Raw genomic sequence first — 16,290 nt, forward strand, 5'->3', positions numbered from 1 at the left:
TCATTTATTTTGAGTCGACGGGCTCGCTTTCCAACTCCTCCTCAATTGTCTCGCGATCTTTACCCTTGGTCTTCAACTCACTGACAATCACCGCCACCACAATCAAGCCCGCACCCACCAGTGCAATCGCTGGCAACCGCTCCCCGGCGATCCTTCCGACAATCCCGGCCCACACCGGCTCACCGGCATAAATCAACGTCGCCCGCGTCGGCGAAACGCTCTTCTGCGCCCAGTTCATCGCCACTTGTATCGCCGCACTGGCCGCGCCCAAGCCCAACGCGCTGCATAACAGCAGCCAGGAGAAGTCCGGAATTCTTTCCTGAGTCGGCACCACCATCAAGAACGCCAGCGCCGAGGTGACCGCCAATTGCACCACCGTCACCCGTCGTACATCGACCTGGCCGGCATACGTGCTGATCAGAATGATCTCCGCCGCAATCGCCACGGCGCTGATCAACGTGGCGATTTCACCCGGGCTGAAATTGAATGAAGCGCCGGCCGGTCCCGACAGCAACATCAACCCGGTAAACGCCAACATGATCCCGATGCTTGGCATTAACCCCGGACGCCGCCCCAGCACCAGCCATTGCAGCAACGGCACGAAGGGCACGTACAACGCAGTAATAAACGCCGACTGACTGCTGGGAATGCTCTGCAACCCAACGGTCTGCAAACCATAACCGAGCATGATCGCCACGCCGATAAAGGCCCCGGCCTTGAGTTCGAACAGCGTCAGCTCCCGCAGCTGACGCCAGGAAAACAGCGCAACAATGATCGCCGCCGCGGCAAAGCGCAGACCGACGAAAAACATCGGCCCGCTGACGGTCATCGCATGCTGCACCAGCAGGAAGGTGCCGCCCCAGACCATGGTGATCAGCACCAGCACGCACTCGGCCTTGCTGAACCGCGAGAAACGGGAGGAAGTGTGAGGGGTATTCACCGACGTCATGACCTTGCGCGCTACCTGAGGGCGACGCACAATGCGCCGAATGTTGCGCAGTATACTGCCCAACCCCATCAAGTGAGCAATATAGTGCACAAAGATTCCACGCAGCGGGCTTCGGTCCTTCAGCACGTCAGCCAGAACGTTCGGCGTTTGCGCCACGCCGCCGACATGAGCCAGGCGACGCTGGCGGAAAAATCCGGGGTCAGCCGCCGGATGCTGGTAGCCATCGAGGCCGGCGAGAAGAACGTCAGCCTGACCACCCTCGACCGCGTGGCCGAAGCGCTGAACGTAGCGTTCAGCGACCTGATCCAGGCCCCGGATGCACGCGACCCGAGCCGCATCAACGAAGTGGCCTGGGCCGGGAAGATTCCTGGCAGCAAAGCCGTTTTATTGTCCAAAGCCACGGCGACCCGTGAGGTGGAGCAATGGGAGTGGTGCCTGCAACCGGGGGAGTTTTACCCGTCGCAACCGGATGCCGAGGGTTGGAGTGAGCAGATCTACGTGTTTGAAGGCTGCTTGACTCTGATGCTGGGTGACGAGCCGCAGGAAATTGCCGCCGGCGAGTTCTTCATGTTTGCCAGCAACCAGCCCCATACCTATCGCAATGATGGTCCGGTGGCGGCGCGGTTTGTGAGAAATGTGGTGATTTGATCACGCACTTCCGCTCGTCGGAAACCTGAAGTACCTGTTATTTCTGACAGTAGACGTTGGGCGTGGGCTGACCTTTAAATAGAGTTCAGCACGCTGCAAATCCCGACAAAAGTTTAGCGCTGCACACTCCGCGCGGAGTCAGCGCCCACTCGAAAGTCAACTGAAAGGAATTAGAAATGTTTAGGTCGCTTAGCATAAAAGAAGCTGTAGAAGACCAAATTAAACTGACAGACGTTCCAGAAGCAGGGGCTACTGCTTTTATTTTGGCACCAGAGACATACAATAATAACGATAAAGTCTATGTGTACATAGTAGTGGGTGGTCATACCGTTCTTGTTGGTCGTAAAGACCCCGTCGGCGAGCCTTTCAAGGGGATGTTCGAAGTCTCAGTGGAAAAATCAAAGTTGGAGCATTACGAAGGCGAGACGGCCCAGTTTTACTATCTTTGGGTCGACGATGTGGGTTATGAAAATCAATCCAATTCTGTCTACTACCGCCTCATCCCTTAACTGATCGGGTTGATTGCGTGAATGCTCAACGTTCTACTCAAGGGGGTTGAGCATTTCCTATTCAAGCTGTAGCTCAAGCAACAGTGAACCGACAATTTGCTGAACTTTTCTTTTTAAGCTGATTTACTTAATAACCCTAACTGCTTGAATAAAAACAAGTAAAACTATTGGCACGACTTGTGTAACGGGTACCTGGGTACTCACCCGGAACCCAGGAGTCGGCCCATGACAGCCTCTGCCCAACCCCCTCGCACCGCCCATGTGATCCGCTCGGACGCCGAGGCGATTGCCGTCGCCCACAAGCTCGCTGCACGCTTTGTCATTGAGGCAAGCGTGCGGGATCGCGAGCGACGCTTGCCGGTCGCCGAGCTCGACGAGTTTTCCGCCAGCGGCCTCTGGGGCATCACCATTCCCAAGGAATACGGCGGCGCTGGTGTGTCCTACGTGACCGTCGCCGAAGTGATCAAGATCATTTCCGCCGCCGATTCATCCCTCGGTCAGATTCCGCAAAACCATCTCGGCGTGCTCGACATCCTGCTGCAAACCGCTACCGAAGAGCAAAAGCGTTACTACTTCGGCAAAGTCCTCCAAGGGTACCGTTTCGGCAATGCCTTCTCCGAATCCAAAAGCAAAAATGCCGGTGCCTTTGAAACCCGTATCCGCTTCGATAAAGACACCGCGCAGATCGACGGCGAAAAGTTCTACTGCACCGGCGCCTTGTTCGCGCACATCGTGCCAGCGGTGGCGGTTGATGAAGAGAACAAAGCCTTCATCGCCTTCATAGAACGCGACGCTCCCGGCTTGACTGTTATCGACAGTTGGGACGGTTTCGGCCAGCGCACCACGGCCAGCGGCGGCGTGACACTCGACGCTGTGAAAGTGCCTTTGAACGCGGTAATCCCGGCCCACAAGGCCTTCGATGAACCCACGGCCGACGGCCCGATTTCACAAATCATCCAGGCCGCCGTGGACACCGGCATCGCCGTCGGCGCCCTGGAAGAAACCAAACGCTACGCCCGCGAAGCCCGGCCATGGATCGACAGCGGTCAGGATCACGGCTGGCAGGACCCGTTCAGCATCGCCGCCATCGGCGACCTCGAATGGCGGGTCCACGGCACCGAAGCGATCCTCAAAAAGGCCGGTCGCGCCATTGACCATGCCTTGCTCAACCCCAACGAAGAAACAGTGGCCCGTGCTTCGGTGGTGGTTGCCCAAGCCAAAGTGCTGTCCGCCGAGATCGCCTTGCTCGCCAGCAGCAAACTCTTCGAACTGGCCGGCACTCGCTCGGTGCTCGGCAAGTACAACCTCGACCGCCACTGGCGCAACGCCCGGACGCATACCCTGCACGATCCGGCGCGCTGGAAATACCACCTGATCGGCAACTACCTGCTCAACGGCGTGAAGCCTGCGCGCCACGCCTGGAACTGAGGAGCCCACCATGAACGCTTTGACCCAAACGATTGTTGCCGGGCAACCCCTGGCCAAAAGTCAGCACGATCTGCACAACGCTCGCAGCTTGCTCGATGCGACGTTGCGTTTCGTCCGTCAACAGACCCAAACCACGGATGATCCTTACGTCATCAGCCGCTTCGGCGATTTGCACATTCGCATTGAAGTCGCCGCCGCGCTGCTCGAACGCGCCGAAGACTTCCTGAACCGCGTTGATGACGACACGGAAATCAGCGTCGCCATCGCCGAGTCGCACCTGGCCAGCGCCGACGCGTTAAATGCCGTCAGCAACGCGGAATTCGAACTCACCGGCCAACGCACCGTGTTGCCGGGATCACTGCACGACCCGTTGCACCGGAAACTCCACCTCATCGGCAACTTCCGCCTCAACGGCATCCATCCCCCAAGCTTCAGGAGTGCTGTTTGATGGGTCGCGAAATTCGTCTCAACGCGTTTGACATGAACTGCGTCGGCCACCAGTCGCCGGGCTTGTGGGCGCATCCGCGGGATCGCTCCTGGCAATACAAGGATCTGGAGTACTGGACCGATCTGGCGAAAATCCTCGAGCGCGGCAAGTTCGACGGTTTGTTCATTGCCGATGTGCTGGGCATCTACGACGTTTACAACGGCAACGGTGACGCGGCGATCCGTCAGGCGGCGCAGGTGCCGGTCAACGATCCGCTGCAATTGATTCCGCCGATGGCGCTGGTCACCGAGCATTTGGGATTCGGCCTGACCGCCTCGCTGTCGTTCGAACACCCGTATCCGTTCGCCCGACGCCTGTCGACGCTCGACCATCTGACCAAGGGCCGCGCCGGCTGGAACATCGTCACCTCTTATCTGGAAAGCGGTGCGAAGAACCTCGGTCAGAAAAACCAGACCGAACACGACGCCCGTTACGACTTCGCCGAAGAGTACCTGGAGGTTTGCTACAAACTGTGGGAAGGCAGTTGGGAAGAGGGCGCGATTCTGCGGGATCGCGAGCGGCGGATCTTCAGCGACCCAAGCAAAATCCACGAAATCCAGCACGTCGGTAAACACTTCCAGGTGCCGGGCATTCATCTTTGCGAACCCTCGCTGCAACGCACGCCGGTTCTCTATCAGGCTGGCGCATCCAGTCGCGGCAAGCAGTTTGCCGCCGAGCATGCCGAGTGTGTGTTCGTTGCTGCACCGTCGAAAGTGCTGCTGAAGAAAACCGTTGCCGACATCCGCCGTCGTGCTGCCGAAGCCGGACGCGATCCGTCGAAAATTCTGATCTTCAACCTGCAAACCGTGATCCTCGGCGAGACCGACGCCAAGGCCAAAGCCAAGTTCGAGGAATACAAAACCTGGGTCAGTTATGAAGGCGCGATGGCGTTGATCTCTGGCTGGACCGGGATCGATTTCAGCCAGTTCAAACCCGATGAACCGCTCAAGCATGTGCACACCAACGCGATTCAATCGGCAGTGGAAGCGTTCTCCACGGCGGACCCGAACAAGGTCTGGACGCCTGACGAATTGGCCGACTGGGTGGGCATTGGCGGTTTTGGCCCGTTGTTTGTCGGTAGCCCCGAGACCGTCGCCGACTTGTTGCAGGAGTGGGTCGAGGAGACCGATGTGGACGGCTTTAACCTGGCCTATGCATTGACTCACGAGACCTTCATCGACGCCGTGGAGTTGCTGGTGCCGGAGTTGCAGAAACGCGGGGTCTACAAAACCGAATACGCGCCGGGGACCTTGCGCGAGAAATTGTTTGGGGAAGGGCCGCGATTGCCGGAGATTCATCCGGGGGCGGGTTATCGAGACCTGGCGGCGTTGCGGCAGCAGGAGAAGAAAGTCGCGTCTGCATAGAACACTCGAACACCACACAAATCCCCTGTGGGAGCGAGCCGGCTCCGGGCGGCGTTCCGACGAAGAGGCCGGCACATTCAACATGGATGTTGCCTGATCCATCGCTTACGCGAGCAGGCTCGCTCCCACAGGGGGGTGGTGTTTTACAGATTTCAGCCCAGCGGACCACCGCACGCTTTTGCCCATGAACAGGAGGTCAATCCCATGAGCGTGCACGAACTCAAACGTCCGCCAATCGCGGACACCACCGAGTGGCGGGTCGATCTGCCCAAGGCTTTGGAGCAATTGCGCCACTGGGCTCAGGTCAGCCCCTTGCAACCGGCCTTGCGGCACAAGCGCCATGGCCAGTGGTTCGTCTGGCGCTGGATCGATGCCTTGCGCGATGTTGAGCGTTTAGCCGACGGCTTGCGTCAGCAAGGATTCACCGAAGCATCGCGTCTGGCGTTGAGCGGCGCCTTCGAGCCGAATCTATTGCTGCTGGCACTGGCTGCGCAGCACATAGGCGGTGAACTGCTGACGCTACCGGACAACCTCGATGCTGAAGCTCTGCACAAAGTCCTATGGCGCAGTCGTCCTACTCATGTGTTCGCCCAGGCACGACAGACGCAACAGCTCTGGCTCAGCCAAGGCCAATCGCTGCTGAATTTCCCTGAACTGCTCGGCCCGGTCGAACCTCCGCAACGCCTCAATCGTTGGTGGCAAGGTCCGCAACTGTGGAACGAAGAGGGCACCCAATGGCAGGCCGGTCTCAGCGTTTTGCTCGAACACTGGCTGACCAGCGGCCACGCGCTGGCCTTCCCGGAAAGTCCTGGCAGCGCCAGCCGCGACCGTCGTGAAGTGGCTCCCTCGGGATTGCTGTTATCCGGTGAGCGCCTGCATCTACTGGCCGCAGAAATCGAAAGTCGTCTCGCCCCCCAAGGCACCTGGCGCCGACGCCTCTGCGACTGGGCCATCGCCCACCCGGAAAAAGGCCTGCAACGCCTGATCAAAAACCGCGTTCGCCGACTGCTGGGCTTTCACAACCTGCATTTCATCTGGCAAGCCACGCGCGCTCCCGACGCTCAACCTGCGCCTGCCTGGCTATCCGAATTCAAACGGGACATCGCATGAGCTCGACTGATTCCATCCTGCAAGTCAGCGGTATTTCCCTGTCCTTTAAAGGCGTAAAGGCGATCAACGAACTCTCGTTCGACGTACGCCGTGGCGAGATCTGCGCACTGATCGGCCCCAACGGCGCGGGTAAGAGTTCGCTGCTCAATGTGCTGAACGGCGTGTACCGCTTCGATGCCGGCTCGATTGTCTTTGAGCAGCAACCGTTTAAACGCATCGATCCGCTGACCGCCGCACGACGCGGCATCGGCCGCACCTTCCAGAACAACGCGCTGTTCAAGAAGATGAGTGTGATCGACAACATCCTCACGGGCCTGTCCCGGCACCTGCGCAGCAGTTTCATCGAACAGGCGCTGGGCTTGCCGAGAGCCCGCCGTGAGGCTGAAGACTTTCGCCAACAGGCTCAGGGCATTCTCGAGTTCCTCGAACTTCAGGCTCACCGCGATGTGCCGGTGGGCAATCTGTCTTACGGCCTGCAAAAGCGCGTAGAGCTCGGTCGTGCCTTGATCGCGGGTCCGCGCCTGTTGCTGCTGGACGAGCCGATGGCCGGGATGAACGCCGAAGAAAAACAGGAAATGGCGCGCTTCATCGCCGACGTCAACCGCGACCTCGGCACCACGGTGGTGTTGATCGAGCACGACATGAGCGTGGTGATGGGCCTGTCCGACCACGTGGTCGTGCTCGATTACGGACGCAAAGTCGGCGACGGCACACCGGCCGAAGTGCAGGCCAATCCCGACGTAATCGCGGCGTATCTGGGAGTGGTGCACTGATGACATTCTTCTTGGAAACCCTGCTCGGCGGCCTGCTCGCCGGGACCATGTATTCGCTGGTCGCGATTGGCTTCGTGCTGATCTACAAGGCCAGCGGTGTGTTCAATTTCGCCCAGGGCGCGATGTTGCTGTTCGCCGCGTTGACCTTCGTCAGCCTGCACGATCAGGGCGTGCCGTTTGCTCTGGCGTTGCTGCTGACGGTGGCGGTGATGATCATCGGCGCGTTGCTGATCGAACGGCTGGTGCTGCGGCCCTTGGTCAATCGTTCGCAGATCACGTTGTTCATGGCCACCCTCGGGCTGTCGTTCATCATCGAAGGCCTGGCTCAGGGTTTGATGGGCTCGCAGGTGCGGGCGCTGGACCTGGGCATCGACGACGTGCCGCTGTTTATCGGCGGGCTGATGGTCAGCCAGTTCGACCTGATCGCCGCCGCCGCGGCCATCGTGTTGGTGACGGTATTGGCGCTGCTGTTCAACAAAACCCGCATCGGTGTGTCCCTGCGCGCCGTGGCCGATGACACCACGGCTGCGTTGTCGATCGGTATCAACCTCAACCGCATCTGGCAGATCGTCTGGGCGGTGGCCGGTGTAGTCGGGTTGGTGGCGGGATTGCTCTGGGGCGCGCGGCAAGGTGTGCAGTTTTCCTTGTCGCTGGTGGTGCTCAAGGCCTTGCCGGTGTTGATCATTGGCGGTTTCACCTCGATTGGCGGGGCGATTGTCGGCGGCCTGATTGTCGGCGCGGCGGAGAACCTCGCCGAGGTTTACATCGGCCCGCTGATCGGCGGCGGCATCACCCCGTGGTTCGCTTACGTCCTGGCTTTGGCCTTCTTGTACATCCGTCCCGCCGGCCTGTTCGGCGAACGCGCCATCGAGCGAGTCTGAAACCATGTCAATTTCCCTTACCCGCGAAACCGCGCCGTCGGTGTTGATCCAGCGCCGTGTGCCACTTGGACTGCTCGGCCTGTTGTTGATCGCTTTCGTCGTCGTGCCGCTGACCGGTAACGACTACTGGCTGAACGCGATCCTGATCCCGTTTCTGGTGCTGTCCCTGGCCGGGCTCGGCCTGAATTTGCTCACGGGTTACACCGGCCAGACCTCGGTCGGTGCGGCCGGTTTCATGGCGGTCGGGGCGTTTGCCACCTATGGATTTTTGCTCCGATTGCCTGAACTGGGCCTGCCGGTCGCCTTGCTCGGTGGCGGGCTGATCAGCGCCGTGGTGGGCTTTGTCTTCGGCCTGCCGAGTTCACGGATCAAAGGCTTCTACTTGATGGTCACCACGCTGGCCGCACAGTTCTTTCTGGAGTGGTTGTTCGTCAAATTCCCCTGGTTTTACAACTACGGATCGTCCGGGACCATTTCCGCACCCAAACTGGCGCTGTTCGGCCATGACCTGAACACGCCGTTGGGGCGTTATCTGCTGACCCTGACCACTGTTCTGCTGTTGACCTGGGTCGCGGTGAACCTGGTGAAAAGCCAGATCGGTCGCAACTGGATGGCGATCCGCGACATGGACACCGCCGCCGCTGTGATCGGCATTCCGGTGGTGCGCTACAAGCACCTGGCGTTCGCCGTCAGCTCGTTTTACCTCGGCATCGCCGGGGCACTGTGGGCCTTCGCCTATCTGGGCACCGCCAGCGCCAGTAGCTTCGATATCAATCGATCGTTCCAGATCCTCTTCATCATCATTATCGGTGGCATGGGCAGCATCGCCGGCAACTTCGTGGGTGCGGCGTTTATCAGCCTGCTGCCGATCCTGCTCAGCCACGCCGGGCAAGCGTTGTTCGGCGGTTCGGTGGACGCCGGCCAATTGCAGAACCTGCAAAAAATCATTTTCGGCGTGCTGATCATCCTGTTCCTGATCAAGGAACCGGAAGGCCTGATCCGCCTGCTGAGCAACCTTCGTGAACGGCTGAGCCACTGGCCGCTGCGCTTCTGAATTCCCCAACGATTAGAGAGACAACATGCGTGCATCCTTGAAACGTTCCCTGGCCGGCGCCGCCCTGACGTTGGCGGCTTTCGGCAGTGCGGTGCCGATGGTTGAGGCTTCGCCGGACCAGCAATTCTTCCCGTTGGCCACTTACCGTGTCGGCGCTTACGCCTCCAGCGGTGTGCAAGTGTGGGCCGGCATGCTCGATTACCTGAACTACATCAACGATGTGGAAGGCGGGATCAACGGCGTGAAACTGGTCTGGCAGGAATGCGAAACCGAGTGGACGGCGGAGAAGGGCATCGAGTGCTACGAGCGCTTCAAAAAAGGTTTGGATGGCGCCCCGGTGGCGATCTATTCACCCAACGGCGCGCCAGCAGCCTATGCGCTGAGCGAGCGGGCGGAAGTCGACAAAATCCCGCTGATTACCCTCGGTTACGGCCGCACCGAAGCCACTGACGGCACGGTGTTCCCGTACAACTTCCCGGTGATGCTGACCTTCTACAGCGAGGCCTCCAGCCTGATCAACTACATCGCGCAGCGCGAGGGCGGCTTCGACAAACTCAAGGGCAAGAAGATCGCCACGGTCTATCACGACTCGGCGTATGGGCGTGAAACCCTCGGCCCGCTGAAGCTGCTGGCCGAGAAGTACGGCTTCGAGAACATCCAGATTCCGGTGGCCGATCCGGGCAACGAACAATCGGCGCAATGGCGACAGATTCGCCAGGTCAACCCGGACTGGGTGTTCCTGCGCACCTGGGGCGTGTCGACGCCGGTGGCGGTCAAGACGGCCGCGCGTTTCGGCTTCCCGGTGGACCATATCGTCGGCGACATCTGGGCCAGTTCCAGCGAAGACGTATTGCCCGCAGGCGCCGCTGCCAAAGGTTATCTGGCGCTGACGCCGTATCCGGCCGGCACCGATTTCGAGATCCACAAACGCCTCAAGCAGTCCATCCTCGACAAGGGCAAAAGCGACCTCAAGGACCTGAAGAATTTTGGCAGCGTCTACTACAACTCCGGGCTGGTGAATGCGGCAGTGATGGTGGAAGCGATTCGCACGGCCCAAGGTAAATTCGGCAAGCGTCCTTTGAATGGCGAAGAGGGACGCTGGGGTCTGGAACATCTGAATATCGACGACACGCGCCTCAAGGACATGGGCTACCTCGGCCTGATGCAGAACCTCAAGCTGTCCTGCCGTGACCACGAAGGTGGCGGTTCAGCGCGAGTGCAGCAATGGGACGGCGCCAACTGGACGCTGATCAGCGACTGGATTGCGGCGGATCGCGCCTTGCTGCGTCCCTTGATCGATGAAAAATCTGCGGCCTTCGCCAAGGAAAAAGGCCTGACGCCACGTACCTGCAACGGGGATGAATAACCCATGAGCCAAGCCGCCAGCGACATTGCTGCCAATGACCTGTTGCAAGTCAGCGACATCGAAGTGATCTACGACGGTGCGATCCTGGCCGTCGCTGGAGTGACGCTGTCGGTGCCCAAGGGCGGCATCGTCGCGTTGCTCGGCGCCAACGGCGCGGGCAAAAGCACCACGCTCAAGGCGATTTCCGGGTTGGTTCGGGCCGAGCGGGCGGAGGTCAGTCGCGGGACGATCGAGTTTCTCGGTCATGACACGGCTGGCGTCGATCCGAGCCTGCGAGTGCGCCAAGGGATGGTGCATGTGCTGGAAGGTCGGCATGTGTTCCCGCAATTGACGGTCGAGGACAACCTGCGCAGCGGCGGGTTTGTCCGGCGCTTGAGTCGTCAGGACATGGCCCGTGATCTGGAGCGAATCTATGCCTGGTTCCCACGCCTGAAAACCAAGCGCAAAACCCAGGCCGGGCTGACGTCCGGGGGCGAGCAGCAGATGGTCGCCATAGGCCGGGCCTTAATGACGCGTCCTACTTTGGTACTGCTTGATGAGCCTTCCATGGGTTTGGCGCCTATTATCGTCCAGGAGATTTTCGAGATCGTCGCCCAGCTCAATCGCGAGGAGCAGGTGAGCTTCCTGATTGCCGAGCAAAACATTAATGTGGCGCTCAAGTACGCATCGACGGCCTACGTCCTCAACACCGGCCGAGTGGTGCTGTCCGGGAGTAGCGAGGCGCTGCTGGCTCGGGGTGATCTGCATGACTTCTATTTAGGTAAACACTGATCAGTGAGAACGCCATGACTGAAACCCAAAGCGGACAGGCCACCGACGCCATCCGCCACGCGGACATCCTGATCGTCGGCGGCGGCCTCAGCGGCGCAATGCTGGCGGCGCAGTTGCTGCGCCTGCCGGGCAAACGCCAGGTCCTGGTGATCGAACCCCGCGCCGAACTGGGACGGGGCGAGGCGTACAGCGCGGTCGAATTGGGCCATACGCTTAACGGCAATGCGGCGCGGATGAGCGTCGACCCGGACAGCGCCGACGACCTGACCCAATGGTTGACCGAGTACATCGCTGCCGGTGGCTGGCCGGAGTCTGACGAGCAGCATGTGCCGGTCAGCGAATTGTTTCCGCCTCGGGGGATTTTCGGCCTGTACGTGCAGCAGCGCCTGGCCGAAGCGCAAGCAGCGGGGGCGGTGAACGGGTCAACGGTCGAGCATGTTCGGGCCGAGGTGGTTGACCTGCAAACGGTGGATGATTCTGTGTTGCTGACGTTGAGCGACGGGCAACACTTGCAGGGCGCTTATGCGGTGTTGGCCACGGGGATGTTTGCTGCTGCGCGTACGCCACAGACCGAGTCCAGCGGCTTGAACGCGGCGGCGCTTGATCCATGGGACGTCGCCGCCATGCGACAACTTGATCCGCAGTCGACCGTGCTGATCATCGGTTCGGGCCTGACCATGGTCGATGCCGTGGTGTCGCTGGAACAGGCCGGGCATCGCGGGCCGATCGAAGTGTTTTCCCGGCATGGCTTGCTGCCTCATGTGCGTCGTCAGCCTCCGGCCTGGGTGGATTTTCTTGCCGAGGATCAGAGCATTCGCACACCGCGACAGCTGGTGCGCGAACTGCGTCGGCATTGCCGGGACGCCATCGCTCAAGGCATCGACTGGCAGGCGCCGCTCGACACCGTACGGGCGCACATTGGCCGCTTGTGGAATCAGGCGACGGACGTGCAGCGTCGGCAGTTTGTGCGGCATGTGCGGCCGTGGTGGGAAAGCCATCACCACCGCTCGCCGCCGTTGAGTGCCGAACTGGTGGAGCGGTTGCACAAGGAAGGGCGGTTGCGGATTCAGGCGGCGTCGTTCAAAGGGCTGGAGCCTTCAGCGGACGGCGCAGTGAGCATCCGTATTCGGCGTCGTGGTGAATCAGAAACTACTGTTGTCAGCGGCGCGGCGTTGATCAATTCCAGCGGTATCGAATATGACTGGCGACGAGTGGCCCGACCGCTGCCACGACAACTGCTGGCGCGCGGACTTGTCCGGCCGGGGCCGTTGGCGCTGGGGATTGCGGCGGCAGTCGATGGCGCGGTGTCGGGCGCCGATGAACACGTCGCCAGCCGTCTGTTCGCCATGGGCCCACCGTTGCGCGGCGTGTGGTGGGAAAGCACGGCGGTGACTGACGTCGCAAGCCAGGCCAAGGCCCTCGCCGCTCGCCTGACAACCACACCGCTTCTGTAATTGAATGGACTCGCCCACGCCGAGGCGTCAATGCGCCACGGTGGCAGTCTAAACAGCCAACGACAGCGAGGGCGAGTCCATGAAAAAGCATACTTCGATTGATCAATCCTTGTCTTCTGCCGATTTATCGGCCTGCACTACCGTGGCGGTCGACCTGGCCAAGCATGTGTTCCAGCTCGCCGGCGAAGACGCCCTCGGCAAGGTGCATTATGAGCAGCGGATCAAGTCGCGCGAGGCGTTCTACGAGTTTCTCCGCCAGCTGCCGCCTCATGTCGTGGTCCTGATGGAGACCGGCCCAGGCGCTCAAGCTTGGGCCCGGCAGCTGCAGGATCAAGGCAACCTGGCGCGGATTCTGCCTGCCGGTCTGGTGGCCAAGCATCGCAGCGGCCCTAAAAATGATCGTAACGATGCGCTGGCCATCCTGCGTGCCGGTCGCGACGAAAAGATCTGCGCAGTGCCGGTCAAAAGTGTCGCAGCGCTGGCCATGCAGGCACTGCATCGCGCTCGTCAAGGTTACGTGCGTCGCCGCACCGCCGTGAGTAATCAGATGCGCGGCCTGCTGCTTGAGCACGGGATTGCGCTGGCACAGGGCGACGTCGCGATCAGCCAGAGAATCCCGCGGATATTGGAGGATGCCACCCAGCCGGTGCCTGCCCTGTTGCGCGAGCTGATCGACGAACTGTTGGCCGAGTGGCGCCATTTGGGCGAGCGCATCAACGTCCTGACGGGACGTTTGGAAGTGGCCGCGAACGCCGACAAGACAGCCAAACGGTTGATGACGGTGCGCGGTATCGGCCCAATCACCGCTACGGCGCTGGTGGCCAAGGAAACCAAGCCTGAGCGTTTTCTCAATGCTCGCATGTTCGCCGCGTACTTCGGCATGGTCCCTGATCAGCACAGCAGCGGGAAGACGATTCAACTGGGGGACATGACCAAGCGAGGCGATAGCTATTTGCGCAGCCTGATGATCCAGGGTGCCCACGCGGTATTGCAGCAGTTGCGACCTGATTCCCAACAGCCCGACGACCGCCGTTTGTTGCGCTGGATGAGCCGATTGGGCCGCAAGGACGCAGCGGTCAGGTTGGCCAATCGCAACCTGCGCATCGTCTGGGTGCTTTTACAGAATGACCAGACTTATCGTCGCCAGCCCGCCGACGGCCAGCAAGCGACGATGAGCCACTGATCCACCGAGTTCTGCCACCGAGGTACCTACTGACCAACCTGTTGCTGAAAAAACATTGACCCCTGGTAAGACCGGCGTGGAGTGATGCCTAAGCTGCTAGTGGCCTTCGAGGCCTGACTGTAATCGGCATGCCACGAGCTCTTCCAATTTTGGCCAGAAGCCGACGACGGCTTCCTCGAACAGGCCTAATACATAGATGCAACGGGGCGGCAGTTTTTTTAAAAGCGGGTAGACAGTGGGGGCGAGTCCATACATAGCAGCTGCGTTGTGGCGAGGGGATTTATCCCCGTTCGGCTGCGAAGCAGTCGTAATCCATTGGACGCAGTGTGGCTGGAAAAACAGGGGCCGCTTCGCTGCCCAACGGGGATAAATCCCCTCACCACACCTCGCAGGCTCGGCAGCTGCTACAGATATCTCGAGCCTGTATTTCAACATTAAATACAAGAAACCCCGGGGAGATCGCATCTCCCCGGGGTTTCTTGTTTCAAGCGGCACAAGGCCGTTGATCAATAACGCTGATACTTCGAACCGAACTCAGGGCGGTTTTCAGCGACGTAGAGTGTGCTCGCCTGGCTGTCTTTGCGATCAACGCCGACGGTGTTCACGTTCAGTGTGGCCGGTTGGCTGACTTTGGCCGCGGCAACGACTGGCGAGGTGGCGTGTGGGGCCGCGATGGCGGAGGTAGCGCCAAGAACCGAAAGGGTGAATCCAAGACCGATGATGCTTTTCATGATGGAGCTCCAGAGCGTGGGGAGAAGATGGGGGCCACTGTAGTGCTGGAGCGTCGTGATGAAAAAACACCCTGAGGCATAGTTGTTATCGAGAGCGTTGATCCATCGTCAGCGGGGTGTGCTGTCGCTGAGCCAGCGCTGCTTGAGTTGAAGGACTTATGAGTGTGATGCGTGGAGGGATAGGCAGAAGGCTTTTAACTGACGAGGGTGTAATTAGTTTTGTGTAAACGGTCATTTGGCAGGAGACTGCCTACCCCAAGGAAATCCAATGACCGAGCCAAAACCCAAGCGCGCCAAACGAGTCAAGCCTGATCCTGAACTGGTTAAACTGGCCGACAGTCTGCTGGCCAACTACAAAAAGCCCGAAGATCTGATCGGCGAAAACGGCCTGCTCAAACAGCTCACCAAGATGCTGGTGGAGCGGGCCCTTGAAACCGAGATGACCGAACACTTGGGGCACGACAAAAGCGCAGCGATCACCAACACCGCCGCCAATGCGCGCAACGGTCACAGCGGTAAAACCCTGAAGGGCGACTTCGGCGAACTGCCGCTCGACATCCCTCGCGACCGGCAGGCGTCCTTCGAGCCGCAGTTGGTGGCCAAGCATCAAACCCGCTGGACGGGCTTCGATGACAAAGTCATCTCTCTCTACGCTCGCGGTTTGAGTGTCAGAGAAATCCAGGCTCACTTACAGGAAATGTACGGCACAGAGGTCTCTCCCAGCCTGATCTCGGCGATTACCGACGCGGTGAGTGACGAGGTCAAGCTGTGGCAAGCCAGACCACTGGACGCGCTGTACCCGATCCTCTATCTGGACTGCATTCACGTCAAAGTGCGTGACGCTGGCGCCGTGCGCAACAAGGCGGTTTACCTGGCTATCGGCGTCAATATGGCCGGTCACAAGGAAGTGCTGGGTCTGTGGATCGCTCAAACCGAAGGCGCGAAGTTCTGGCTGCAAGTGGTGACCGAACTCAAGAATCGGGGCGTGCAGGACATCTTCATCGCCTGCGTGGACGGTCTCAAAGGTTTCCCTGAAGCCATTGAAGCCGTCTACCCAAAAGCCGTCGTTCAGCTGTGCATCGTGCACATGGTGCGCAACAGCTTGAACTTCGTGTCGTGGAAAAAGCAGCGAGAGGTGGCGGCTGATCTCAAACTGATTTACACCTCGGCAACCGCCGAATTGGCCGAACAACGACTCTGCGAATTTGAAGCCAAATGGGATGCCGAGTACCAGTCGATCAGCCTGTCATGGCGGCGAAACTGGGCTCGGGTGATCCCGTTTTTTGACTATCCAGCCGAAATTCGCAAGGTGATTTACACCACCAATGCCATCGAATCGATCAACATGAGCCTGCGCAAAGTGATCAAAACGCGCGCCTCATTTCCGACCGATGACGCGGTGATGAAACTGTTTTATCTGGCGCTGAACAACATCAGCAAGAAGTGGACGATGCCGATCCGGGACTGGAAAGCGGCCTTGAATCGCTTCAGTATCCAGTTCGAAGATCGGCTGTTAACGGTTTAATAAAAATCCCGTTTACACAAAATCTAGGACACCCTCTAACTGACGGAAACGCAGTCA

General features: G+C 59.7%; 16 protein-coding genes. 14 read left to right on the forward strand and 2 right to left on the reverse strand.

The window, feature by feature from the left end; translation table 11 throughout:
• Positions 1-4 precede the first annotated feature (4 nt).
• The gene (locus tag ACYZUA_RS14030; RefSeq protein WP_461963974.1) at positions 5-1,018 is read right to left on the reverse strand and encodes a DMT family transporter; all 1,014 of its coding nucleotides are present in this window, start codon (positions 1,016-1,018) and stop codon (positions 5-7) included.
• Positions 1,019-1,033: 15 nt separating this feature from the next.
• On the opposite strand from ACYZUA_RS14030, the gene ACYZUA_RS14035 reads away from it, so the two are divergent.
• The 13 genes from ACYZUA_RS14035 (at position 1,034) to ACYZUA_RS14095 (ending at position 13,977) form a co-directional block, all read left to right on the forward strand.
• Positions 1,034-1,597 (forward strand): helix-turn-helix domain-containing protein, encoded by a 564-nt coding sequence (locus ACYZUA_RS14035; RefSeq protein WP_461963615.1) that lies wholly within the window; start codon positions 1,034-1,036, stop codon positions 1,595-1,597.
• A gap of 176 nt (positions 1,598-1,773) precedes the next feature.
• Positions 1,774-2,106, forward strand: coding sequence for a hypothetical protein (locus ACYZUA_RS14040; RefSeq protein WP_461963617.1), 333 nt, complete (start codon positions 1,774-1,776; stop codon positions 2,104-2,106).
• A gap of 225 nt (positions 2,107-2,331) precedes the next feature.
• Positions 2,332-3,534, forward strand: coding sequence for an SfnB family sulfur acquisition oxidoreductase (locus tag ACYZUA_RS14045; RefSeq protein WP_461963619.1), 1,203 nt, complete (start codon positions 2,332-2,334; stop codon positions 3,532-3,534).
• A gap of 10 nt (positions 3,535-3,544) precedes the next feature.
• Entirely contained in the window at positions 3,545-3,982 is a 438-nt protein-coding gene (locus ACYZUA_RS14050) for an acyl-CoA dehydrogenase (RefSeq protein WP_461963621.1), read from the forward strand.
• Positions 3,982-5,385, forward strand: a complete 1,404-nt coding sequence (locus ACYZUA_RS14055; protein WP_461963624.1) for an LLM class flavin-dependent oxidoreductase — start codon at positions 3,982-3,984, stop codon at positions 5,383-5,385. The genes ACYZUA_RS14050 and ACYZUA_RS14055 overlap by 1 nt, the downstream gene beginning before the upstream one ends.
• A gap of 204 nt (positions 5,386-5,589) precedes the next feature.
• On the forward strand, positions 5,590-6,495 hold the full coding sequence (locus ACYZUA_RS14060; RefSeq protein ID WP_461963626.1) for an AMP-binding protein: 906 nt from the start codon (positions 5,590-5,592) through the stop codon (positions 6,493-6,495).
• Complete coding sequence (locus tag ACYZUA_RS14065; protein ID WP_223526230.1) at positions 6,492-7,268, forward strand: ABC transporter ATP-binding protein; 777 nt, start codon at positions 6,492-6,494, stop codon at positions 7,266-7,268. The genes ACYZUA_RS14060 and ACYZUA_RS14065 overlap by 4 nt, the downstream gene beginning before the upstream one ends.
• Positions 7,268-8,149, forward strand: coding sequence for a branched-chain amino acid ABC transporter permease (locus ACYZUA_RS14070; RefSeq protein WP_111452137.1), 882 nt, complete (start codon positions 7,268-7,270; stop codon positions 8,147-8,149). Before ACYZUA_RS14065 ends, ACYZUA_RS14070 begins: the two co-directional genes overlap by 1 nt.
• 4 nt (positions 8,150-8,153) lie before the next feature.
• The gene (locus ACYZUA_RS14075; RefSeq protein ID WP_076030611.1) at positions 8,154-9,203 is read left to right on the forward strand and encodes a branched-chain amino acid ABC transporter permease; all 1,050 of its coding nucleotides are present in this window, start codon (positions 8,154-8,156) and stop codon (positions 9,201-9,203) included.
• Positions 9,204-9,228: 25 nt separating this feature from the next.
• Positions 9,229-10,569 (forward strand): ABC transporter substrate-binding protein, encoded by a 1,341-nt coding sequence (locus ACYZUA_RS14080; RefSeq protein ID WP_461963630.1) that lies wholly within the window; start codon positions 9,229-9,231, stop codon positions 10,567-10,569.
• A gap of 3 nt (positions 10,570-10,572) precedes the next feature.
• A complete protein-coding gene (locus ACYZUA_RS14085; RefSeq protein WP_461963632.1) occupies positions 10,573-11,340 on the forward strand; it encodes an ABC transporter ATP-binding protein in 768 nt (255 codons plus the stop codon).
• 14 nt (positions 11,341-11,354) lie between these two features.
• Entirely contained in the window at positions 11,355-12,794 is a 1,440-nt protein-coding gene (locus ACYZUA_RS14090) for an FAD/NAD(P)-binding protein (RefSeq protein WP_461963634.1), read from the forward strand.
• 79 nt (positions 12,795-12,873) lie between these two features.
• Positions 12,874-13,977 (forward strand): IS110 family RNA-guided transposase, encoded by a 1,104-nt coding sequence (locus tag ACYZUA_RS14095; protein WP_461961983.1) that lies wholly within the window; start codon positions 12,874-12,876, stop codon positions 13,975-13,977.
• Between the two features lie 506 nt (positions 13,978-14,483).
• Here the strand turns inward: ACYZUA_RS14095 and ACYZUA_RS14100 are convergent.
• A complete protein-coding gene (locus ACYZUA_RS14100) occupies positions 14,484-14,708 on the reverse strand; it encodes a hypothetical protein (RefSeq protein WP_461963636.1) in 225 nt (74 codons plus the stop codon).
• Positions 14,709-14,976: 268 nt separating this feature from the next.
• Here ACYZUA_RS14100 and ACYZUA_RS14105 point away from each other — a divergent pair, with 268 nt between their 5' ends.
• The gene (locus ACYZUA_RS14105; protein ID WP_240890573.1) at positions 14,977-16,233 is read left to right on the forward strand and encodes an IS256 family transposase; all 1,257 of its coding nucleotides are present in this window, start codon (positions 14,977-14,979) and stop codon (positions 16,231-16,233) included.
• Positions 16,234-16,290 lie beyond the last annotated feature (57 nt).

Source organism: Pseudomonas sp. LS2P72, assembly GCF_054897865.1.